Source organism: Desulfosarcina cetonica JCM 12296 (assembly GCF_001311845.1).
GTDB lineage: Bacteria > Desulfobacterota > Desulfobacteria > Desulfobacterales > Desulfosarcinaceae > Desulfosarcina > Desulfosarcina cetonica.
In genome coordinates, this window is the sequence record NZ_BBCC01000021.1 from 1 (window position 1) to 23,446 (window position 23,446).

Below are 23,446 nucleotides of genomic sequence, written 5' to 3' on the forward strand. Positions count from 1 at the left end.
CACGCTGACCGGCAGCGGCCGATGGCGGGCCACGGCCTGGTGAAAATGAAAGCCGCCGCCCCGCTCGATCTGCCAGTGCATGCCGGTGCTTCGGGCGTCGAAACGCTGCAACCGGTACATGCCCAGGTTGCCGCCGCCATTTTCCGGATCGGTGGTATGCACCAGCGGCAGGGTGAAAAACGGCCCCCCGTCTTCGGGCCAACAGGTCAGCACCGGCAGGCGGTTCAGGTCCGGCGGCTCGGTCAGCGTTTCCAGGACCGGCCCATGTTTGACGCCGCGTAGCCGGGCCTTGGTCAGGGCCCACAGATCGTGGCGGGCCCTGGCCAAGCCGGAAAGGGTCGGCGGCATCAAGGTTCGCGAAAGCCGGAGAATACGCTCCCCCAACCGCGCCGGATCACCACCGAACATCAGGCGGGTACGGCGGCGCGTGCCCATCAGGTTGGTTGCCACGCGATAGGGGGAGCCGACAACATGCTCAAACAAGAGCGCCGGTCCCTGGGCGGCCATCACGCGGTGCTGGATGATGGTCATCTCCTGGTTGGGATCCACGGGGGCCTTGATCCGTACAAGCTCGCCGTGCTGCTCCAGATAGGTGAGAAATTCACGCAGGTCAAGAAAGGGCAAGGGGTATCTCCTCCCGGTATAATAACTTGAAAAACGTTATGCGAAGACGCCGCCGGTGCTTATACCGGTGTTTATAAAGGTTCCCGAGACGGCCCCATCACACCACCATGGGGGCCAGTGCACCGGCGATACCGGCCAGGGTGGAAATGGGGAAGAAGCGTTTGGATACCGGTATGGCGGGGATGTACATCAATCCAAGAAAGCTTGCGGTGATCAAAAGCACCGCCCAGGCCACCCATCCCCCCCCCATCATCCGTACCACGCCGACCAAAAGGACCCAGGCGAGCAGATGCACCGTGCCGGCGACCCGCAGGGCCCCCTTTTCCCCGAGCCAGGCGGGAAGGCTGTGAATGTGATGGCGGCGATCACTGTCGATATCCATGATGGCGTAAACAATATCCGCACCGCTCAGCCAGAGGAAGACAAAACCGGAAAAAAGGAGGACCGCGCCCGAAAAGTGCGGATGGCCGGCGGCGGCGACAAAAGCCCCCAGGGGCGCCAGGGCCAGACAGAGACCGATCCCGAAATGGCACAGGACGGTAAATCGCTTGAGCAGGGAGTATCCCAAAAGGGGGATCAGCGGGATCGGAGAAAGTATCAGGCACCAGTCGTTCAGCGCCAGGCAGGCCAGCAGATAGACGACCCATCCGCCAAGGGCAATGCCCAGGCCCATCTGCAGGCTCATCTTTCCGGCGGGCAGTTCTCGGCCGGCCGTGCGCGGATTCAAAAGGTCGATGTGTCGATCGAAGACCCGGTTCATGGCCATGCCGAAAATCCGTGCGCCAATGGCGGCCACGACGATCAGCAGCATGATGGAGACAGCGGGGAACCGGTTGCCGGCACCCATCCAGGCACCGGTGAAAATCAACGGCAGACTGAAGAAGGTGTGCTCGATTTTAGTAAAATTCAGGATCTTTTTCAGCGTGGATTCAGCGGGTGTGTGCATCGTTCAATCCAAGGACCTCAATGCGCGCATGAGGATCTTTGCAAGGGTTGTCGCAATTTGATCGATGTGGCGCGCCACGTCCCGGCGGCCATGTTCGTCGGCCGTGTCACTGATGCCCTTGAGCATGGCGCAGGGAACTCCATAGCGCGTGGCCACCCGCGCCACGGCGGCCCCCTCCATGTCGGCCAGTTCACCCAGCGCGGCCAGGGCTTTCCGCCAAGCCGTGTCGAATACCGGCCGGTCACAGGTGACCAACCGGGCCGCTTCAAGCTCGGGGAACCATTCCAGATCACAGGCAAGGGCCGCCTCGCCGGCGCCGAAGCGGTCGCAGTCGCCCTCCACGGCGTGGTGGATTCGCAGGATATCGCCGACCCCACAGGCAGACGGGTCTCCCAGCCAGCCGCACAGCCCGATGTTGACCAATGCGGCAACTTCCCATTTCAGCACCAGATGCATGGCGGCCATGGCCGCCGCGACCTTGCCCATGCCGCTGATGGCCACGATGGCGTCGATGGCGGCAGCTTCTCCGGGACGGAATAGCGTCACCGCATCATCGGCCAGGCGGGTGGCGGCGCTGTCCATCAGAAAGGGCGCGGCCTCGCGATGGGTGGCAAAAACGATCCCAACCATCAGATGGCCCCGGCATCCATGGCCATGCGCGCCAAGGTGGCAATCGCGTCAAGGCCCTGTTGGGGCAGGGTCAGGCTGAAGTCGTTGACAAAGGTGCGGATGTGCGCCTCCAGGACGGATTGATCCATCTCCTGGGCATGTTGCCGGATATAGGGCAGTGCTTTTGCCGGCTGCGCCATGGCCTGCCGGATACTGGCATGAATCGCCGTATCGATGGAGCGGATCAGGGAAGATCCCAGCTCTTGGCGGGCGACGATTCCCCCCAGGGGAATCGGCAGTCCGGTCTTCTCTTCCCACCAGGCGCCCAGGTCGACCACGGGTCGGAATCCGGCCGCTTCAAAGGTGAAGCGGCTTTCGTGGATGATGACACCGCAATCGGCCGCACCGGTTTCCAGTGCATCGAAGATGCGGTCATAGGTGGTGAAATAGCGCTGTTGGGCCTTGGGGCACCACAGCCGAAACAGCAGATGGGCGGTGGTCCAGCGGCCGGGAAGGACCACCCGACAACGCGGCATGTCTTCCCGGGAGAGCGCGCGCCGGGCAATCAGCACCGGTCCGCAGCCGAATCCCATGGCAGCGCCGCTGGAGAGCAGGCGGTAGTGATCCTTGACCCGCAAAAAGGCATAAAAGGAAAGCTTGCTGATATCCAGCAGGGCCTGCATGGCCATGGCGTTGAGGGTCTCCACGTCGTGGAGTTGCGGTTCGATGGCACGGCCATCGACGCCCACCGCGCCACTGGCAATGGCATGAAAAATAAAGGTATCGTTGGGGCACGGTGAATACCCGAGGGTCAGTTTGCTGGCCACGCTTCACCTATCGTAAGATCGTCCGTTGCCCCGCCGACCATTGTTGAGATCATTGTGGCGCATGGCGCTGGCCGCGTCGCTGCAGCGTGTCTCCACGGCCGCATAGCCGAAAAGGGAATTCACTTCGCGGGTCATGGCGTCACAATACCGGATGCGCAGCGCATCGGCCATGGCGATGACCGCCTCGGCTTGATCCTTCAGGCAAATGTGCACATAGCCGCGGCAGGACCCCGGATACCGCTTGAGTGTCTTTTGCACCTTGTCCAGGGTGTCCCGATCGGTCGCTTCGGGGTCGACCATCAAGCGGACTTCCACCGCCCAGGTCTCCTCGGCGGCATCCATGGGGATAATCGCGTCGGCGAGAATTTTCACCCCATTGTCCTCAACCTGAGCAACGCCCTGGACCAGCACCGCCGCATCCACGGTCAACAGGTCGGCACAACTGGCGTAAACCGAGGGGAAGATCACCACCTCGACACTGCCGTTCAGATCCTCCACCGTGGCAAAGCCCATGAGCTCTTCCTTGCGCGTGCGGATCACCTTGGCAGCGCTGATCGTGCCGCCGATGCGCACGGCGCTCTTATCCGCCACCTCCCGGATGCTGATGGCGTCCACGTTGGTGAATTTCTCGATAATCGGCCGGTAGCGGTCAAGCGGGTGCCCGGTCACGTAGAACCCCAGGGTATCCTTCTCCTGCTGCAATTTCTCGTGATCGTCCCACTCCTCGAGGTTGGGAATCACCGGAAGATTGATGGCGATTTCCTGGGTACCGCCCATGTCGAAGAGGCTCATCTGGGCACTGTTCTTCTCGCGTTGAATCCGCTGGCCGTAATCCAGGGCTTCCTCGAGAACGGCCATCAGGCGCGAACGATAAACGCCGGTGGAATCCAGCGCGCCACAGCGGATCAAGCTTTCGAGAACACGTTTATTGACCTTGGTCAAATCCACGCGTTGGCAAAAATCGAAGATCGACGTGAACGGACCATTGGCCTCGCGCTCCTCGATGATCAGATTCACTGCGGCCTCGCCCACGTTCTTGACGGCGGCGAGACCGAAACGGATCCGACCGTCCACCGCCGTGAACACCGTGGCACTTTCGTTGATGTCCGGCGGAAGAACTTCGATGCCGTGGCTGCGACACTCGTTGATGAACTTGACGACACCGTCGATGGTGTCGATTTCACTGGTCAGCAACGCGGCCATGAACTCGACGGGAAAGTGCGCCTTCAGGTAGGCTGTCTGATAAGCGATCAGGGCGTATGCGGCGCTGTGGGACTTGTTGAAGCCGTAACCGCCGAATTTCTCGATCAGGTCGAAAAGGTCGGTGGCGATCTTCTCATCCACCCCGTTGGCCACCGAACCGCTGACAAACTTCTCGCGGTGTTTGGCCATCAGGGCTTCGATCTTCTTGCCGATGGCCTTGCGCAGGCTATCCGCATCGGCCATGCTGTAGCCGGCCAGGGCACCGGCCACTTGCATGACCTGTTCCTGGTAAACCATGACCCCGTAGGTTTCCTTGAGGATCGGCTCCAGGCTGTCCACCGGATAGACCACTTCCTTGCGGCCGTGCTTGCGGTCCACGAAGTCATCGACCATGCCGCTGTCCAGGGGACCGGGACGGTAAAGGGCCACCAGGGCGGTGAGATCACCGAAGGATTCCGGGTGCAGTCGGACCAAAAGATTTTTCATCCCGCTGGATTCCAGCTGGAACACACCCGTGGTATCGCCGGACTGCAACAGGGCATAGGTCTTCTCGTCATCAAAGGCAAGGTTGGCCAGATCCGGCACCGGCTTGCCCTGGGCGGCAATGCTCTTCAACGCGTTATCGATCACCGTCAGGTTGCGCAATCCCAGAAAATCGAACTTCACCAGGCCGATATCCTCGACCTTCTTCATGTCGAACTGGGTGACCACCTCGCCCTTTTTCCCTTTATAAAGGGGCAGGTACTCGACCAGGGGTTTGTCGCCAATCACCACGCCGGCCGCATGGGTCGAGGCGTGGCGGGACAAGCCCTCCAAAGCCCGGCTGATATCGATCAGCTCCTTGATGCGCGGATCCGCCGCCACCATCTCGGCCAGCTTGGGCTCTTCCTTGAGGGCCTTGTCGATGGTCATTTTGAGGTTGTCGGGAATCAGCTTGGCGATGGTATCCACCTCGGCCAGGGGCAGTCCCAGGGCGCGGCCCACATCGCGGATCACCAGTTTGGCTTTCATTTTCCCGAAGGTGATGATCTGGGAGACATAGTCGCCGCCGCCATAACGCTGAACCACGTAGTTGTACACCCGTTCACGGCCGTGGATGCAGAAATCCACGTCGATATCCGGCATGCTGATGCGCGACGGGTTGAGAAAACGCTCGAAAATCAGGCCGTGCTCGATGGGATCCAGGTCGGTGATGAACAGGGCGAAGGAGACCAGGCTGCCGGCGGCCGATCCCCGGCCGGGGCCCACGGGAATGCCGTTTTCCTTGGCAAAGCCGATGAAGTCGGCCACGATGAGAAAATAGCCGGGGAATCCCATGTCCTTGATGGTCTTGAGCTCGTATTCCAGCCGGTCATTGTAGACCGCTTCATCGATATCGGGATGCTTCTCCCGGATCACGGCCATGCGCCGCGCGTATCCATCGCGAACCATTTCGTCGAACAACTGGTCCGCCGTCTTGCCCGATTGGGGGTCAAACTGGGGAAAATGATAGGTCTTGAAATCGAATTCGATATGACAGCGGTCGGCGATGGCCTTCGTGTTCTCGATGGCACCGGAATAGCTGCCCAAACTGGCCTGCATCTCCTCGGGTGACTTGAAGTAAAGCTGATCGGAATCGAAGACGAACCGGTCGCGATCGGTGATCACCTTCTGGGTCTGGACGCAGAGCAGAATCTCATGGGCCTTGGCATCCTGGCGGTTGAGGTAATGGCAATCGTTGGTGGCCACCAGGGGGATGGAGAGCTTTTGATGCAGCGCGAAAAGTCCCTGGTTGACTTTCTCCTGGGCCGGGATGCCGTTGTGCTGCAGCTCGAGGAAGAAATTGCCCTCGCCAAAAAGCTGCTGGTAAAACAGGGCCGCTTCCTCGGCCTTGTCCATGTTTCCCGCCAGAATATGCTGGGGGATGTCCCCTTTCAGGCAGGCCGACAGGCAGATCAACCCTTCCGCATGATCGGCAAGCACCGTCTTATCGATGCGCGGCTTGTAGTAGTAGCCTTCCATCTGGGCCACGGTGGCCAGCTTGCACAGATTGCGGTAACCGGTCTGGTTTTCGGCCAAGAGCACCAGATGCCGGAGGCCCTCCTTGTCCAGGGGGGTTTTGTCCGCCAGGGTTCGCGGCGCCACGTAACATTCGCAGCCGATGATCGGCTTGACTTCGGCCGCCACGGCCTGCTGGTAGAAATCCAGGGCACCGAACATGGTGCCGTGGTCGGTGATGGCCACGGCAGGCATGTCGAAGGTTTTGACCGCCTTGAACAGGTCACCCAGGCGGATGGCGCCGTCAAGGAGGCTGTACTGGGTATGCACATGCAAATGGACGAAAGGGGAAGCCGTATCGCTCATGATGCCATCAATTATCCACGCGGTAGTTGGGGGCTTCCTTGGTAATGATGACGTCGTGGACATGACTTTCGCGCATGCCGGCGGCCGTGATCTTCAGGAAGCGCGCCTTCTGGCGCAGCTCCTCGATGGTCCGGCAGCCCACATACCCCATGCCGGCCTTGAGCCCCCCCATGAGCTGGTGGATGTTGGCCGACAGGGTCCCCCGGTAGGGAACCCGGCCGACAATACCCTCGGGCACGAGTTTGTCATCACTCTCCTGCTCGGTCTGATAGTAACGATCCTTGCTGCCCTGTTTCATGGCCTCCAGGGATCCCATGCCCCGATAGACTTTGTAGCTGCGGCCTTGAAAAAGAATCGTCTCTCCCGGACTCTCTTCGGTGCCGGCAAACAATCCGCCAATCATGATCGTATGCGCGCCGGCACCGATGGCCTTGGTGACGTCACCGGAAAACTTGATACCACCGTCGGCGATCAGCGGAACACCGGTTTTCTCCGAAACCTTGCGGCAGTTCATGATGGCCGATATCTGGGGCACGCCGATACCGGCCACGATCCGCGTGGTACAGATCGATCCCGGGCCGATGCCGATCTTGATCCCGTCCACACCGGCATCCACCAGCGCCTGGGCACCCTCGCCGGTGCCCACGTTGCCGGCCACCAACTGCAGATCGGGAAATGCACTTTTGAGGTGTTGGACGGAACGGATCACGTTGCCCGAGTGGCCGTGAGAGGTATCGATCACCATCACGTCGACACCGGCCTTGATCAGCGCCTCGGCGCGGGGCATCATGTCCGGCCCGACCCCGACGGCCGCGCCCACGCGCAGGCGCCCCATATTGTCCTTGCAGGCATTGGGGTACTTCTTGATCTTTTCGATGTCCTTGATGGTGATCATACCGGTCAGGCGACCGTCCTTGTCGACCACCAGGAGCTTCTCGATGCGATGTTCGTGCAGCTTCTTCTTGGATTCTTCCAGGCTGATGCCTTCGTTGACCGTCACCAGTTTCTGGCTGGTCATCACGTCACTGACCTTTTTGGTCATGTCGGTTTCGAAACGCAGGTCGCGGTTGGTAACGATGCCGACCAACTGGTCACCCCGGGTGACCGGCACACCGGAAATGCGGTAGCGGGCCATCAGCGCCATGACCTCTTCGATGGGCCGGTCGGGATCGATGGTCAAGGGATCGACGATCATGCCGCTTTCTGATTTCTTGACCTGATCCACTTCCATGGCCTGATTCTTGATGCTCATGTTGCGGTGAATGAAGCCGATGCCGCCTTCACGGGCCATGGTAATGGCCGTCTGTGCTTCGGTCACCGTATCCATGGCCGCACTGACGATGGGAATGTTGAGGGTCAGCTCGCGGGTCAGGCGGGTACGGGCGTCGACATCTTTGGGAAGTACGTCGGAATAGCAGGGAATCAGCAAGACATCGTCAAAAGAATATGCGTCCTCTGCGATTGGGTTGGTCATGGGGGCCTCCAAAATTCATATGGAAAGTGCCGGAATGTCGGCGGTGGTGGTTGTGGATCAATCCGTCGGCAGCCGTTGCCAAGCCCCCTTACGCGGAGATTGGACAATGGCCGGGAGAACGGGGTCTCGATCGGTTTCGCGCATATGGGTTGAGACGCTTGTCGGGTAGCCGTCCTAGCCGCGCGGAAGCAGGCCAGATAACGCTCCGAGCCGAAACCGATTGACGAATCAAATTAACAAAAGCATCCGGCTTTATCAATCTTTATTTGGCTGCTTGACACGCCGTAAAGGCCATAATAGAGTACGTCCCTTTGGGATTCGCGCAACGCCGATATCGGGCTTGTTACGAGTCCGCCATTTTTGCGAAAATCGATTCACCACCGATCCAAGGAGCCATGGCGCAATCATGTTGTTCACGATCAATCTGGACAATCCCCAACAGCGGCTGATCGACAAGGTTGTGGTCATATTGCGGGAAGGCGGTCTGATCGCTTATCCAACCGACACCTTTTACGGGATCGGCTGCGATATCATGAACAAGCATGCCATCGAAAAAATTTATCTGCTCAAACAGCGCAATAAAAGCCAGCCTTTCAGCTTCATCTGCGCCGATCTGAAAAACATCAGCCAATACGCCAAAGTTTCCAACTACGCCTATAAAACCATGAAACGCCTTTTGCCCGGCCCCTACACCTTTATCCTGACCGGATCCAAGCTGGTGCCCAAAATCATGCTCACCAAACGCAAGACCGCCGGCATCCGGGTACCGGCCAACAACATCTGCCTGGCCCTGGTCGGCGCACTGGGCAATCCGATCATCTCTACCAGCGCCACCACGCCCGACGGCGAGGTTTTTCATGATGCATCCTTCATTCATGACCATTTCGGGTCGCGGCTGGATGCGGTGATCGACGGGGGACCGGTCTCCGGCATGCCTTCCAGCGTCGTCTCCCTGGAGGACGACGAGCCGGAAATCATCCGCGAGGGCTTGGGCGATGTAAACCTGTTCCAATAAAAGTCGTAAAAAGTCGCATTTCCTCAGGATTCGTAAAAAGCCCGAGATCAAGGCTTGCGAATCCTTAGGAATACCGCTATCGCGGGTGCCGTAGGCAGCGTACTTAGCGTACGCCGCAGTGACGAAGGATACGCGTAACGCCGATATCGGGCTTTTTACGAATCCGTCAACTTTTCAAGCAGCCGCTCATGGCCGATAGCGATACTCGGCATAGATCTCCGGGCTGACCAGTTTTGAGAGCCACGCGGGTACCATTTTCGATGAGAACAGGTAGCGCAGCAGGGAAAGCTTTTCGTCGGGGGCATATACCGGAATCACCGGGCCTTTCACGCCACCCAATTCGCCGGCCCATGCCAGGGCGTCCTCGAAGTTGCCCAAACGATCCACCAACCCCTGCGCCTTGGCCGTCTCGCCCGTAAAAATCCGGCCATCCGCCGCCGTGACCACTTTCTCACGGTCCATATGTCGGCCCTCGGCAATGGCCGTGATAAATTGTTCGTGGATACCGCTGGTGACTGCCTGGAGAAGCTCCCGTTCGTCTTCGCGCATTTCACGGGTGGGAGAGCCGGTGTCCTTGTAAGCCCCGCTCTTGATCACCACCGGGACCAAGCCAATCTTGTCCAGAAGTTCGCGAAAATTCGTATACCCCATGATGACCCCGATGCTCCCGGTAATCGTCCCGGGATTGGCCACGATACCGTCTGCCGCGCAAGCCACGTAGTAGCCGCCGGATGCCGCCACCGCGCCCATGGATGCCACGACCTTCTTGATGCCGATGGTTTTACGAATCTCACGGTAGATTTCCTGGGAGGGACCAACGGCGCCGCCAGGAGAGTCAATGCGCACGACGATGGCCTTGATCGTGTCATCCTCCCGAAACCGCCGGAGCTGCTTAAGTGCGTCCCGGCTGTCGGCGATAGCCCCCACGATCTCGACAACCCCGATCGATTCCCCGTCAGCCCTTTCGCCGCCCTTTGAAACCCATACGACCATGGCCATGCTGCCAAGAATCAGTACGGAGAAAAGCGCTAAGCTGACCAAGCTAAAAAAAAGATAAGGATGGCGTCTGCTAAACATGCGTCATACCTCTATCAACGGTAGGTAAATAAAAAACCGGCGACGCTGCAGGGCAGGCCGCCGGTATCGAATTATCCAGAATTGAGGTTAACGATCTTCGCTGTTGAGCTTTTCCTGCAAGTTTTCGCGAAGGATCTCGCCAAAGCTGGAGGTGGCGGGGCCCATGTTACTGACATACTCGGAAAGGAGCTCCTGATCATCCTCCATATCGAGGCGTTTGATGGAGAGGCCGATGCGCCGTTCGTCACTGTTGATGTTCATCACCTTGGCGGTCAGCATCTGGCCGACTTCAAACTGCCCCACAGGGGTCTTGATCTTTTCCTTGCTGATCTCGGAAACGTGTACCAGCCCCTCGATGCCCTCTTCCAGCTCGACAAAAACGCCGAAGTCGGTAACGTTGGTAACCGTCCCGGTGATCTCCTTGCCGACCTCATAACGCTCGGCCACCGTATCCCACGGATCGCTCTGCAGCTGTTTGACGCCGAGGGAAAAACGCTCCTGGGCCTTGTCGATCTCGAGCACAATGGCCTGGATCACATCGCCCTTCTTGTAGATTTCGGAGGGATGCTTGATCCGTTTGGTCCAGGAAATATCGGAAATGTGGACCAAACCGTCGATCCCCTCGTCGATACCGATGAACAGACCGAAATCGGTAATGTTCTTGATCTTGCCCTCGATGGTCGTCCCCACCGGGTATTTATCGCTGATCACATCCCACGGGTTGGGGGCAGCCTGCTTCATGCCCAGGGAAATCCGCCGATTCTCCGGCTTAATGTCCAGCACCACGGCATCGACGATTTCACCCACCGAAACCACCTTGGAGGGATGGCGAATTTTGCGCGTCCAGGACATTTCGGAGACGTGGATCAACCCCTCGATGCCCTCTTCCAGCTCGACGAAGGCACCGTAGTCGGTCAGGCTGACGACTTTGCCGGAGATGCGGGAGTTCACCGGGTATTTTGTAATGGCGCTGGCCCAGGGATCTTCGGTGAGCTGTTTCATGCCCAACGAGACGCGTTCGCGCTCCAGGTCGAGGCTGAGGATTTTAACCTGAATCTCATCGCCCACGGTGAAAAGCTCGGACGGATGCTTGACGCGGCCCCAGGAGATGTCGGTGATGTGCAGCAGGCCGTCCACGCCGCCCAAGTCGACAAACACACCGTATTCGGTGAGATTTTTAACGATACCGGAGACCACCTTGCCTTCATGGATCGAGGCGAGGGTCTTGCTGCGTTTCTCTTCACGTTCTTCTTCCAGCAGAACCCGCCGGGAAAGAACGATATTGCTGCGTTTGCGGTTATATTTGAGAATCTTGAATTCGAATTCCTTGCCGACCATCTCGTCCAGGTTGCGGATCGGCCGCAAATCGGCCTGGGAGCCGGGCAAAAAGGCCTGCACACCGATATCGACCGAGAACCCACCCTTGACCCGGCTGGTAATCGTGCCGGTGATGGTCTCGTCGGCCTCGTGACGCTTCTTGATATCGTCCCACACCTTGACTTTTTCGGCTTTTTCCTTGGAAAGGACGACCACTTCATTCTCATCGTCCCACCATTCCACCATCACCTCGACGGTGTCACCGACCTCGGCCTTGACCACACCGTCTTCTTCGAACTCACGAATGCGGATCTGACCTTCGGATTTGTAGCCAATGTCGACCAGCACGTGGTCCTTGTCGACGGAAATGATTTTCCCGTTGACCACCTCGCCTTCAGCAAAGCGCTTGAAGCTCTCTTCGTAAAGATCCATGAGCTCGGCCATGCTTTCGCCGGTAACACTGTCTTTCTCAAATTCTTCTTCTGTTGATTCGTTGTCTACAAAGTTGTCCATGGACTGATGGTTACCCCCTTAGCCTCATTTATTTTTACTGCAAATGCACGCGCAAGCAGTATAGCCTACGGACCATACCGGAAACTGTACTGAATTGCAATAATTTATTTAAGCCAACCGCCAAAGGGGAAGGCCCTTTTGATGGAATTCAGTCCGGTCGGGGGCCGGAACCGGTCGTATCCCCATCGATTAAGGGTAAGATGCGCGACATCATCCGATCGACGACATCGGCGGCGCTGATACGGGAAGAATCGATGATCAGCGCGTCGGCGGCGGGCTTCAGCGGGGCAAGATCCCGATGGCTGTCATTGGCATCCCGCCGCCGGATATCCTGTTCGATGGTTTCCAGGGAAGGGCCGCCGTCACCGTACTGGGCGAAGCGACGCAGGGCCCGTTGGCGGACCGAGGCATCCAGAAAAAATTTCACATCGGCCTCAGGGAAAACCACGGTTCCCATATCCCGGCCTTCGGCGACCACGCCCCCGGCCTGCCCGATAGCGCGCTGGATACCGAAAAGGGTCTGACGCACCACCGGCCGGGCCGACACCGCCGATGCCAGCAGGCTGATCTCCGGCGCGCGCAACCGGTCGGTGACATCTTCGCCGGAGAGAAAACCCGTTCACCATCCAGACGGAGTGCCAAAGCGGCGCATAGACGGGTCAGGCCCTGATCATCATCGGCCGCCACCCCGTCGCCTTGCGCGGCGACGGCGACGGCCCGGTACAAAGCGCCGGTATCCAGATAACGGTATCCCAATCGGCCGGCCAACATTTTGCTGACCGTGGTTTTGCCGGCACCGGCCGGGCCATCGATGGTGACCAGCAAAGCGGTGTGATCCATGATGTTCCCTTTTGAATGGGGGTTAGGATGCGCGCAGAACCGTTTCCAGGGCCTTGAGAAATCGCTGGTTTTCCGCCTCCAAGCCAACATTGATGCGGATGTGGTGGGGAAACCCATAGGCCTGCATGGATCGCACGATCACCCCCTGGCGCAGCATCTTCTCGAAAATCACGGCCGCCGGCTGGGCGACATCGATCAGGAAGAAATTGGTTTCACTCCGGTGGTAGGTCAGTCCCAGGGCATCGAGCCCCTCATAGAGCGTGTCCAGGCCGCGATGCACCAAATCCACGGTGCGCTCCAGAAATTCACGGTCATCCAGGGCGGCCACGGCCGCCGCCTGGGCCAGGGAATTGACGTTGAACGGTTGGCGCACCCGATGGAGCATCTCGGCCAATGCGGCGGGCATGATCCCGTAGCCCACGCGTAATCCGGCAAGGCCATACACCTTGGAGAAGGTTCGCAAGGTGACCAGCGGCCGATCCAAGTCCTCGGTGCGTCCGGTCTTCAGGCACAAGGGGTCGCGGACGAATTCGATGTAGGCTTCATCCACCACGACCACCGCCGATTCGGGCAGGCGCTTCATGAAAGCGTTGAAGGCCTCTCGATGGATCACGGTGCCGGTCGGATTGTTGGGGTTGCAGATGAACACCAACCGGGTTTCATCGGTGACCCGCTCCGCCATGGCATCCAGATCCATGGCGAGCCCCTTCAGCGGCACGGCATCCACCCTGGCACCGGCGGCATGGGCGCTGATATCGTACATCAAAAACGATGGGTACGGCACCATCACCCCGTCACCCGGGCGCACCAGGGCACGGACCAAAAGGGCGATAATGTCATCCGATCCATTCCCGATCACCACATTGGCCGGCGGGACGCCGTTCACCGTGGCAATCTTTTCGGTCAGGGTGTGCCCGGCCCCGTCCGGGTATCGATGCAGCGCCGCCAGGCTCTGCCGGATGGCGGCCAGGGCCTTGGGACTGGGGCCCAGGGGGTTTTCGTTGGAAGCCAGCTTGACGGAATCGCGGATGCCATATTCACGTTCGAGCGCCTCCAGCGGCTTGCCGGGAACGTAAGGGGCAATGGCCTGAATGTAATCGGGAATATTGAGTTTCATACACTTTCACCGGATAAACGAAACGACCGGGGCTTGCACCCCGGCATCGGATAGGGCCCCGCCGACGTCAGACACCATCGGCGGCGAGAATGATGATCTTAGACGGATTTTTTCAAACCGCCGTTTATTTTTTAGCGGCTTCTTCGCCGGCGTCCACGGCGGCCATGTTCAGGGGAATCAGCTTGGGTTTATTGGCGAACTCCTCCTTGATGCAATGCTTCAGCGTTTCCATGGAGACGATGCCGCTTCTGGCCACGAAGGCCGCCAGGCAAACGATGTTGGCCGCGCGCACGTTGCCGACTTTCTGGGCGATCTCCATCACCGGCACGTGAAACTCGTCCACGTCGTCACGGCCACTGCCAAAGTTGATCAGCGAGCTGTTGACGAAGATGATCCCGCCCTTTTTCACCGTGGGGGCGAACTTCTCCAGCGAGGGGCCGTTCATGGCCACCAGGTGAAGCGGGTTCTTGATGATCGGCGAGCCGATCGGCCGATCGGCCACCACCACGGTGCAATACGCCGTGCCACCGCGCATCTCCGGGCCGTAGGAAGGCACCCAAGCCACCTCGAAGCCTTCCTCCATGGCGGCGTGGGCCAGGATCTTGCCGATCAACAGAATCCCCTGGCCGCCGAATCCGGCAAACTTGATTTCGCTCTGCATGGTCCCTCCTTTATGCCGGCACTTTGTAGTCACCCAGCGGGTAGTAGTCCAACAGGGTCTTCTCGGCCCATTCCACGGCCTCCACCGGCGTCATGCCCCAGTTGGTCGGGCAGGTGCTGACCACCTCCACCAGGCTGAAGCATTTGTTCTCCAACTGGTAGGTGAAGGCCTGCTTGATGGCCTTCTTGGCCTTGGTGATGTACTTGGGCTTGATCACCGTCTGGCGCGTAATGTATCCCGGTGTCTGCAAGGTGGCCAAGAGTTCGGCCATCTTGATGGGCATGCCCACCTCCTCCACATTGCGGCCGAAGGGGCTGGTCGTGGTGCGCTGGTTCGGCATGGTCGTCGGCGCCATCTGGCCGCCGGTCATGCCGTAGATCGCGTTGTTGACGAAGATCGTGGTGAACTTCTCCCCGCGGTTGGCCGCGTGAATAATCTCGCCCATGCCAATACTGGCCAGATCGCCGTCGCCTGGTAGGTGAAAACCATCAAGTCCGGACGCACCCGCTTGATGCCCGTGGCCATGGCCGGCGCCCGGCCGTGAGCGGCCTCCTGGAAGTCGCAATCGAAGTAATTATAGATCAGCACCGCGCAACCCACCGGGGCGATGCCCACCGTGCGGCCGCGGATGCCCAGCTCGTCGATGGCCTCGGCCACCAGCCGGTGGATCACGCCGTGGGTGCACCCCGGGCAGTAGTGGGTATGGGCGTCGGTCAGTACCGCCGGTTTCGTGAATGTCTTTCCCATGGATCCTACTCCTTTCCGGCGATCCGCGCCTTGACTACGCCGATGATCTCCTCCGGGGTGGGGATCTCCCCACCGCACTTGCCGTACCAGCTCACCGGCACGCGACCCAATACGCTCAGGGCCACGTCCTCCACCATCTGGCCCATGCTCATCTCAATGCTCACCACATGCTTGCAGGAGGCTTTGGAGGCCGCCTCGCCCACGGCCTCCTCCGGGAAGGGAAACAGGGTCTGGGGACGGATCATGCCCACTTCGATACCTTCCGCCTTGAGCATGTCGATGGCCGTACGGCACACCCGGCTCATGGTGCCGTAGCTGACGATCAGGCATTGGTAGTCGCCGTCGATATTGTACGCCTCCGAGCGGACTTCCTCGGCGCGCATGCGGTCGTACTTGGCCTTCAGGGCCAGATTGTTGTCGTTGAGCACGGTCGGATCCAGGAACAGGCTCCTCACCAGGTTGCGTGTCTGGCTCCCGCGGTGGTCCATGCCATTGGAAGACCAGGCATCCTTATTGGACGGCTCGGTCTTCAGATGGTCGGGAAACGCCACCGGTTCCATCATCTGCCCGATCAGGCCGTCGCCCAGGACCATCACCGGGTTGCGGTACTTCTCGGCCAACGGAAAGGCCATCATGACCATCTCCACGGCCTCTTGCACGGAGGCCGGCGCCATCACCAGCAGGCGGCAGTCGCCGTGGCCGATCCCCTTGGTGGCCTGGAAGTAGTCGCCCTGGGAAGGCAGGATGCCGCCCAGCCCCGGGCCGCCGCGCATGATGTTGACGAACACCGCCGGACACTGGGCGCCGCAGATGTAGCTGATCGCCTCGCTCATCAGGCTGATCCCCGGGCTCGACGAGGTCGTGAAAACCCGTGCGCCGGCCCCGGCCGCACCAAAGAGCATGTAGCCCACGGCCACCTCGCTCTCGCCTTGCAGGAAGACCCCGCCCACCTCGGGCATGCGTCGCACCAAATACTCGGCCACCTCGGACTGGGGCGTGATCGGATAGGCGAAATAGTTCAGGCAGCCGGCCCGGATGGCCGCCTCGCCAATGGCTTCATTGCCTTTCATCAGTACTTTTGCCATTAATCGCTCCTCTATGGATGGACAGAATACCGCCAATTGGTATTGATGCCTTGGGCATTTGACATTTTTACCCGCCGCTACCGTGTAAAATGAGTCGCAAAATCAGATACGGCGACTTGCCAACCGCTGCGGTAGGCGGGTCTCAGGCGGCGTCTTCTGTAATGGAAATAGCCACATCCGGGCACATGATACAGCACATGGTGCAGTGGATACAGTCCTCCGGGCGCGCCTGATAGGCCGGGAAATACCCCTTGGCATTCACCTCGGTGGAAATTTCCAGCACGTTCTTGGGGCAAACCGTGATGCACAGGCCGCAGCCCTTGCAACGGTCTTTCTCGATCTGGTGGTGATAGGCCATGAATTGCTCCTTTGTCGCATGTGAAACCTGAAATTTGAATTTTCCGCCGAACAACGCGCTATACCGCCGGGCCAAACGTTTCCGGCTGTTTCCAGGGCGGCACTAGCTGACGGCGCAACGGCAGGATCGGGCACTGCATATCCCTTTTGTCCAACTGGGTCAACAGACCCATGGGCGCGGTAATGAAGGCCAGCGGAACCTGAGCGGCCTCGGCCACCTGCAGGGCGAAATCGTGTCCGGCCAGCAGATGTTCGGCGGTCGTATCCTCCATCAGATTGGCATTGCCAACGATGCCGGTAATTGGCATCTTGGCTTTGGCCTCGATGGCGGCCTTGATTTGCAGGCACCCGGCGATCGTTTCCGTATATGGACGATGCGGATTGATGACCTGAAAGACCTCGACGGACTGCCCCTTGACCGCGTCGGCCAGCGCGGCCAGCACGGTCGCACCCACATCATCGCCGCCGACATCCAAGAGGGTCAACCCCGTGGGCTGTCTCAGCATGCCGGAAACCGCCGGCGTCAAAATGGGCAGGTCGGCTTGCATGTATTGCGCCGGTGGCAAGACCAGGTCGATCCCCAGTTGCCCCAGAACGTGACGGGCTTCGCGGGTTCTGAAGTATGGGTTCACCAGGTCCAGGTCAGCCACCCGCACAGGGACATCTTTGGCGTTCATGTAAACGGCCAGATTGATGGCAACTTCTGTTTTACCGCTGCCATATGCACCTACTAAAAAAACGATGCCGCTGAGTTTCAGTTCCAATGCCATCGGAGCCTCTAATAATCCATCTAATAGTTCCGGCCGAGGATGGTAACGCCTGTCGGATGATCTCTGGAAAGAACGACCTGCTGTTGGAAGTAACAAACAAGCGGGGTGTTACATATTTTCTTAATCCACTCGTGTCAAGGAGTTTGCCCGGAGGCCCACAGGGCGACCGGCTTTCATCTTTTACGGCATTGCCAGGTGTGCTAAAAAGAGGCATCCAGCAAACAAAGGGGAAGAACACGCATGCCAATGGTAAAGTCAGGGCTTGAGGTCTTTTTGGAGCGTCCACGATCCTGGGTGAAAAACCAGCGTGTGGGCCTGTTGTGCAATCCCGCATCCGTGGACAGTCAATTGGTTCATGCCCGCCAGCGCATCGCCCAGGCACTACCCGGGCAGCTCACGGCGCTCTATTCCCCTCAGCACGGTTTTTTCGCCGAAAAGCAGGATAATATGATCGAATCCGCCGACCGCCGGGACCCGATCACCGGGCTGCCGGTTTTCTCCCTTTACGGCGAAACCCGAATTCCGACCCCCGCCATGCTGGCGCCCATCGATACACTGCTGGTGGACCTTCAGGATGTCGGCACGCGTGTCTATACCTTCGTGTACACCCTCTCCTACTGCATGGAAGCGGCCCGGCAGTTGGGAAAGCGCATCATCATTCTGGACCGGCCGAACCCCATCGGCGGGCGGATCGAGGGCAATCTGCTCGACCCCGCTTGCCGTTCATTTGTCGGCCGCTACCCGATCCCCATGCGCCATGGTCTCACCATCGGCGAATTGGCCATCTTGTTCAACACGCAGTTCAAAATTGGCTGCACCCTCGAAGTGGTGACCATGCAAGGCTGGAGGAGGAATATGAATTTTCTGCAGACCGGCCTGCCATGGGTCGCACCATCACCCAATCTCCCCACCCCGGCATCGGCCATGGTCTATCCCGGCCAGGTGATCTGGGAGGCCACCAACGTATCCGAGGGACGCGGCACCACCCAGCCATTCGAACTCTTCGGCGCACCCTTCATGGAACCGGAGGCGATTCTGGAACAGATCGACCCGGCATCCCTGGCAGGCGTTATCCTCAGGCCGGCCGCATTCGAACCCACGGCCAACAAATGGGCCGGGCATCTTTGCAAAGGGTTCCAGATTCACGTGACGGATCCGGAAAGATACCGACCGTACGCCTCTCACTGGCCCTTTATCAGATCCTTTACCAGCGATTTGGCGATCCATTCGCTTACAAGGCGCCGCCCTATGAGTACGAGTTCGAACGCCTGCCCATGGACCTGATCATCGGTGACCCGCACATTCGCCGGGCGATCGAGCAAGGCAGGCCACTGGATGACTTAATCGAATCCTGGCAGCCGGCCCTTGCGACCTATCGCCATCAGGCCGAAGCCGTCCATCTCTACCTTTCCGCCTGAACAAGGGTGAAGCGTAACGAAGATATCGGGCTCTTTACGAATCCGTCATTATTTCACCCTTCGCAGAACATGGGTTTCCTGCAATCTTTTCCACATGGCATGGATGATCACCATGGTCGCATCTTCGGATTCAACAGCCGCCGCCAGGCAGGCGCTCAGCAGAGTATCGTTGCCACTCCACAATCGAAAATCTCTGGCGATCTGAGAACCAACCATTTGGTTGATCACATCCAATTCGTCTGCGGCCATCGCCCCCAGCCGCGTGCGGTCCAGCAGCGGCAAGTCAGCGATCAGCATTTTAACGGCATCATTAATGGTTGCCGGCAATTCGGTGTCTATGGGTTTCGGGAACATGAACACAACCTTTGGTGCATTTCAGCTTGCAGTGCGGGACTGCACGACTGACGGTCTTTGGTACCGGTGGCCGCGCGCCCGGGTTGGTCGGCGGCAGCCACGCCGTTTGATCCAACTGGCCAACCGTCGCCATTATCGGTGACTTTGGTTACCAGACCGATGCAGGGTAGGCGGAAAACCGACAAATGTCAATTCGGTGCCGTTCATGCCGGTGCCGTTTAGATCACAGGAAGGCGGTACAAAGGGTCGTGGGCAAGCGGGAAACAAAAAAGCCCCGATCGCTGAGACGATCGGGGCAGCATTTTCGAATTCGTAAGAACGGCGTGTAACTATTTTTCGGACTTCAAGGTTTCAATCTCTTTTTTAAGGTCATCAATCTCTTTTTTGTATTTGGTGGAATCGTCATCGGCGTCGCTGGCATCGGCTTCGGTGTCATCTTTTTTCCAAGTATCCTTGAGTTCGTCGAATCCCAGGTAAAGGGCCAGACCACCGCCAAGCAGCAGCATTACCGGAATCGCCCCTGCAAGAAGCTGAAGGAATTCACCAAACCATACCGATAGGCCGATCAGGCCAAGAACAGCTGCCACTGCGCCACCAATTAACGTTTTCATAAAGAATCATCCTCCTATAAACCTTTGTTGAGTTAGACGAACCAAAGTAGATTCGTCGGACCACCTGTGGCCATTTCCCGCCACGGTCGTTCGACGTGCTTGACGTTTCCCGCCGATTATTCAGTATCGCCGGATGATTTTGCCGATCGATGATTGTCAATGAGGTTCAGATAGACATTAACTTGATAACGATATCATCAAGTTATATGCCAATACCATAGAAGCAAGGGTAGCGCAAGCATATTTTTCTCCCTCGAATATGACATTGCAAAGGAGCATGCCTTTTGATATTTTTTGTAAATTCAATCACCACCGGCATGGAAGCCAACACACCAAAATTATGAATAATTATCAAGATCGCCCCATTATTCAAAGCGGTTCGCGACTTCGCCGCTGGATTGAGCGTGCCCTGGAAAACACGCATGATCACTTTTTCTGTTTTCTGCCCGCCCCTCCGGGAAAACTGTCCGGCATCTTTCTGAGACGCCTTTTCTCAGGTGTTTTCATGGGGGGAGAACAAGCCGACATCCTGAAAAACATCCCCCATCATGCCATTATCGTCTATACGGTCCAGTATAAAAGCCGCTTCGAATTTCTTTTCGCCCACACCCGCTATCGACAGTTGCGGCTGCCCACGCCACAGTTGATCTTCGACGCCGGCATTTATCTCCTGCAGCCGCTGTCCCGTATTTTCCGAATCGGCCTGGCCTATCTGGACACGCTGGTGCACCGCCGGCGCATCCAATCCCCCTACCGATCCGATTACTACCGCCGGGCCCTGCTCAACTCGGGTTGCGCAATGCTTTATCTGGTTGAAAAGAGAGGCTTCTACCGCCGTTTTGTCAAGGCTCAGAACGATCCGCTGGGCTACCTGATCAAGCTCCAAAACAGCATTGACCGCCCCATCTATCTGGTTCCCCAGCTGATGTTTTTCAGTAAAAACCCCCAACCGGCGGTGCCCAGCCTGATGGATACCGTTTTCGGCACATCCCAGAGGCCCGGGATGCTGAGAAAAATGGCCCTTTTGATCCGTTATCCGGGGAAAATCTTCACCGAATTATCTCAACCGTTGAACCTGCGCCAATGGCTCGCGCAAAGCGCCCATTGGGAAAAAAGCATTGACGACCAGGCGCTTCAACTCAGACGGCAACTCCTCCTGCAACACAACCGCCATCGCCAGAGCATCACCGGCCCGACGCTCAAATCCAATGAGGAACTCAAGGAGTCGATCCTCACCAGTGACCGCATTAGCCGTTTTATCGCAAAGCATGCCGAATCCCGACAGGAACCGATCCAGAAAATCCGAAAAATGGCCGATGGCTATCTTGACGAGATCGCCGCGCGTTACAACCCATCAGCAATTCGTATCCTGTCAGCGGCGGTGGGGTGGATCGTAAACGCCATGTTCGACGGTGCCGTCATCGACAAAGCGGGCTTGGCGCGGGTCAAAACCATGTCCCAGAAGGGCCCGCTGATCCTCATTCCCTGCCATAAGAGCCATATCGACTACCTGATCCTCTCTTATGTGCTGTACAACAACAATATGCCCTGCCCCCATATCGCCGCCGGGAAGAACCTCTCCTTCTGGCCGTTGGGTCCGATCTTTCGGGCCGGTGGCGCCTTTTTCCTGCGGCGCACCTTCAAGGGCGCGGTCCTGTATGCCCGGATATTTTCAGCCTATATCCACAAACTTCTCGAAGAGGGATTCAATATCGAGCTGTTCATCGAGGGCGGCCGCAGCCGGACCGGAAAACTGCTCATGCCCAAGCTGGGAATGATCTCCATGCTTCTTGAGGCGTATCGCAAGGGTGCCTGCGAGGACATGATCTTTGTGCCGGTATACATCGGCTATGACCGCATTATCGAGGAACAGGCCTATATTCACGAAGTGGAAGGCGGAAAAAAGGAAGATGAGAACCTTGGCCAGGTCTTCCGTGCCCGGCGCTTTCTGAAGAAGCGTTACGGGAAGATCTACATCAATTTTCACACGCCCATATCCACGCGGGAGCTCACCGAAGAGAACGGGACCTCCTTGGACCAGATGCCCACCAAGGAAGTCAACGCCTTCTGCCGGAACCTGGGCTGGCGCATCATCAATGCCATCGACAAGGAAACCGTGATCACCCCCCACGGGCTGGTTGCCGGAGCGAGTCTGAACATCTCCAGGCCCCGCTTCACCAAAGCGGAATTGTTGGATGTCGTGGGCGTCTACCTGCGTTGGGCGATGCTCCAGAATGCCAAGCTCGCCGACACGATTATGCTCAATCACACGCTGGCCATGGAAAATGCCATCGAGCACTACCTTTCTCGCAAGCTCCTTGAAAAAGCCCCCGGAGACAAGAGCCGGGCAGATGATCAGACGGATTTCGTAGTCAACCCAACCAAACGCAGCCTATTGGAATTCTACAAGAACAATAGTATCTCCTATTTCGTGCCGGCAGCCTTCACCGCCCTGGCGATCCTTAGAAAGGACGCCTTCCAGTTCAATGCCAGTGATCTGCACAACACGTACACATTTTTCCAGGACCTGTTCAAATACGAGTTCGCCTTTGACCTGGATCGACCGGCGGTTCAATACGTCAGAAAATCCGTCAAGAGTTTCATCGACGACGCCATTCTCATGCCCCATGCGACGATCCCCGACTGCTATCAGATCACTTCAGCGGGCTATCGTAAACTGCGTCTGTTCGCCGCTTTCATGAGGCCCTATCTCGAGTCCTACAAAGTCGTGCTCCATTTTTTGAGAACTCATCGCCATGAGAAGGCAGATGCCAAGGAACGCCTCAAGAAAATCCAGAGTCTGGGATTTCAAATGGTCAAGACCAAGGAAATCGAATTGATTGAATCGGTATCCCGCATCAACTACGCCAATGCGTTGTCCTATTTCTCAGCCGGCGGTACCCGTGACCACGATGCGGATGATCCGCGCCTGGCGCATTTTCAAGCGATCATCGAAAACGACCTGGCACGGGTAATCCCATGAGGGCACTGGTCCTGGCCGCCGGATTCGGGACCCGCCTGGCCCCATTCACCGAAACGCTCCCCAAGGCCCTGTTTCCCGTTGCCGGTCAACCGGTGCTCGGCAGAATGATCAACCAGCTGAAAGCGGCGGGTTGTGAGGCCGTTGCGGTAAACGTCCACCATCTGGCCCATCGCATCGAAGCTTATCTGACCCAAACGGACTTCGGCTTGCCCGTCAGGATCAGCCATGAGACGGACATTCTGGGCACGGGGGGGGCGCTTCGCCAATTGGCCGACTTTTGGGACGAGGCCCCCTTTCTGATGGTCAATGCCGATATCGTCACCGATATTGATTTTTCCAGCGTGTATCGCCATCACCGAACCGGCCGGGCGATGGCGACGTTGACCATGCATGATCGCCCCCCCTTCAATCAGGTCTGGGTCGACGAAAAAACCGTATCGCCGGTTTTGCCCGGCTTGCCGGCAACGTGGCCCCCCATGGCCATCGAGAATTGGCCTTCACCGGTATTCACGTCATCGAACCGGCGATGATCGACCATCTTCCCGCCGAGCTTTT

Annotated in this window: 20 protein-coding genes and 2 pseudogenes; 4 read left to right on the forward strand and 18 right to left on the reverse strand. The window is 58.3% G+C overall.

Translation table 11 applies throughout. The annotated features are described in order from the left end of the window. The 6 genes from JCM12296_RS07030 to guaB form a co-directional block, all read right to left on the reverse strand. The coding region (locus JCM12296_RS07030) for a UbiD family decarboxylase domain-containing protein (protein ID WP_172683793.1) at positions 1-624 on the reverse strand (624 nt) is incomplete at its 3' end. A 97-nt stretch (positions 625-721) separates the two neighbouring features. Next, positions 722-1,570 carry a UbiA-like polyprenyltransferase gene (locus JCM12296_RS07035; RefSeq protein WP_054691264.1) on the reverse strand — a complete coding sequence of 283 codons (849 nt, stop codon included), beginning with the start codon at positions 1,568-1,570 and terminating at the stop codon, positions 722-724. A 3-nt stretch (positions 1,571-1,573) separates the two neighbouring features. After that, positions 1,574-2,200, reverse strand: coding sequence for a 5'-methylthioadenosine/S-adenosylhomocysteine nucleosidase family protein (locus tag JCM12296_RS07040; protein ID WP_054691265.1), 627 nt, complete (start codon positions 2,198-2,200; stop codon positions 1,574-1,576). Then, positions 2,200-3,006: a 1,4-dihydroxy-6-naphtoate synthase gene (locus JCM12296_RS07045; protein WP_054691266.1), complete on the reverse strand. Its 807-nt coding sequence runs from the start codon at positions 3,004-3,006 to the stop codon at positions 2,200-2,202. The genes JCM12296_RS07040 and JCM12296_RS07045 overlap by 1 nt, the downstream gene beginning before the upstream one ends. A gap of 3 nt (positions 3,007-3,009) precedes the next feature. After that, positions 3,010-6,552 carry a DNA polymerase III subunit alpha gene (dnaE, locus tag JCM12296_RS07050; protein WP_054691267.1) on the reverse strand — a complete coding sequence of 1,181 codons (3,543 nt, stop codon included), beginning with the start codon at positions 6,550-6,552 and terminating at the stop codon, positions 3,010-3,012. 7 nt (positions 6,553-6,559) lie between these two features. Then, positions 6,560-8,026 (reverse strand): IMP dehydrogenase, encoded by a 1,467-nt coding sequence (guaB, locus tag JCM12296_RS07055; protein WP_054691268.1) that lies wholly within the window; start codon positions 8,024-8,026, stop codon positions 6,560-6,562. A gap of 406 nt (positions 8,027-8,432) precedes the next feature. Between guaB and JCM12296_RS07060 the strand changes: the two genes are divergently transcribed. Then, complete coding sequence (locus tag JCM12296_RS07060) at positions 8,433-9,041, forward strand: L-threonylcarbamoyladenylate synthase (protein ID WP_054691269.1); 609 nt, start codon at positions 8,433-8,435, stop codon at positions 9,039-9,041. Positions 9,042-9,227: 186 nt separating this feature from the next. Here JCM12296_RS07060 and sppA read toward each other — a convergent pair whose 3' ends face one another. The 10 genes and pseudogenes from sppA to JCM12296_RS07105 all read right to left on the reverse strand — a co-directional run bounded on the left by sppA (position 9,228) and on the right by JCM12296_RS07105 (position 17,525). Beyond that, on the reverse strand, positions 9,228-10,034 hold the full coding sequence (sppA, locus tag JCM12296_RS07065; RefSeq protein WP_172683794.1) for a signal peptide peptidase SppA: 807 nt from the start codon (positions 10,032-10,034) through the stop codon (positions 9,228-9,230). Positions 10,035-10,205: 171 nt separating this feature from the next. Continuing rightward, positions 10,206-11,948, reverse strand: a complete 1,743-nt coding sequence (locus tag JCM12296_RS07070; protein ID WP_054691271.1) for a 30S ribosomal protein S1 — start codon at positions 11,946-11,948, stop codon at positions 10,206-10,208. A gap of 148 nt (positions 11,949-12,096) precedes the next feature. Beyond that, positions 12,097-12,905, reverse strand: a pseudogene (cmk, locus tag JCM12296_RS50255) ((d)CMP kinase). After that, complete coding sequence (gene hisC, locus JCM12296_RS07080; protein ID WP_054691272.1) at positions 12,811-13,905, reverse strand: histidinol-phosphate transaminase; 1,095 nt, start codon at positions 13,903-13,905, stop codon at positions 12,811-12,813. Before hisC ends, cmk begins: the two are co-directional and overlap by 95 nt. Before the next feature lie 124 nt (positions 13,906-14,029). Next, complete coding sequence (locus tag JCM12296_RS07085; protein ID WP_054691273.1) at positions 14,030-14,566, reverse strand: 2-oxoacid:acceptor oxidoreductase family protein; 537 nt, start codon at positions 14,564-14,566, stop codon at positions 14,030-14,032. A gap of 10 nt (positions 14,567-14,576) precedes the next feature. Beyond that, on the reverse strand, positions 14,577-15,011 hold the full coding sequence (locus JCM12296_RS48930) for a thiamine pyrophosphate-dependent enzyme (RefSeq protein WP_306303978.1): 435 nt from the start codon (positions 15,009-15,011) through the stop codon (positions 14,577-14,579). Further along, on the reverse strand, positions 14,933-15,313 hold the full coding sequence (locus JCM12296_RS48935; protein ID WP_306303979.1) for a thiamine pyrophosphate-dependent enzyme: 381 nt from the start codon (positions 15,311-15,313) through the stop codon (positions 14,933-14,935). Before JCM12296_RS48935 ends, JCM12296_RS48930 begins: the two co-directional genes overlap by 79 nt. Before the next feature lie 5 nt (positions 15,314-15,318). Further along, entirely contained in the window at positions 15,319-16,398 is a 1,080-nt protein-coding gene (gene vorB, locus JCM12296_RS07095) for a 3-methyl-2-oxobutanoate dehydrogenase subunit VorB (RefSeq protein ID WP_054691274.1), read from the reverse strand. A 142-nt stretch (positions 16,399-16,540) separates the two neighbouring features. Next, the gene (locus tag JCM12296_RS07100) at positions 16,541-16,756 is read right to left on the reverse strand and encodes a 4Fe-4S dicluster domain-containing protein (protein WP_054691275.1); all 216 of its coding nucleotides are present in this window, start codon (positions 16,754-16,756) and stop codon (positions 16,541-16,543) included. Positions 16,757-16,814: 58 nt separating this feature from the next. Continuing rightward, entirely contained in the window at positions 16,815-17,525 is a 711-nt protein-coding gene (locus JCM12296_RS07105; RefSeq protein ID WP_054691276.1) for a hypothetical protein, read from the reverse strand. 246 nt (positions 17,526-17,771) lie between these two features. Here JCM12296_RS07105 and JCM12296_RS07110 point away from each other — a divergent pair. Continuing rightward, a pseudogene (locus tag JCM12296_RS07110) lies at positions 17,772-18,943 on the forward strand (exo-beta-N-acetylmuramidase NamZ family protein). Between the two features lie 48 nt (positions 18,944-18,991). Here JCM12296_RS07110 and JCM12296_RS07115 read toward each other — a convergent pair. Both JCM12296_RS07115 and JCM12296_RS07120 read right to left on the reverse strand, forming a co-directional pair. Further along, positions 18,992-19,297, reverse strand: coding sequence for a DUF6794 domain-containing protein (locus JCM12296_RS07115; RefSeq protein ID WP_157067429.1), 306 nt, complete (start codon positions 19,295-19,297; stop codon positions 18,992-18,994). Between the two features lie 329 nt (positions 19,298-19,626). Further along, positions 19,627-19,908: a hypothetical protein gene (locus JCM12296_RS07120; protein WP_054691278.1), complete on the reverse strand. Its 282-nt coding sequence runs from the start codon at positions 19,906-19,908 to the stop codon at positions 19,627-19,629. Between the two features lie 505 nt (positions 19,909-20,413). On the opposite strand from JCM12296_RS07120, the gene JCM12296_RS07125 reads away from it, so the two are divergent. Continuing rightward, the gene (locus JCM12296_RS07125; RefSeq protein WP_172683795.1) at positions 20,414-22,891 is read left to right on the forward strand and encodes a 1-acyl-sn-glycerol-3-phosphate acyltransferase; all 2,478 of its coding nucleotides are present in this window, start codon (positions 20,414-20,416) and stop codon (positions 22,889-22,891) included. Further along, a complete protein-coding gene (locus JCM12296_RS07130; RefSeq protein ID WP_054691280.1) occupies positions 22,888-23,421 on the forward strand; it encodes a nucleotidyltransferase family protein in 534 nt (177 codons plus the stop codon). The genes JCM12296_RS07125 and JCM12296_RS07130 overlap by 4 nt, the downstream gene beginning before the upstream one ends. The last annotated feature ends 25 nt before the right edge of the window (positions 23,422-23,446 follow it).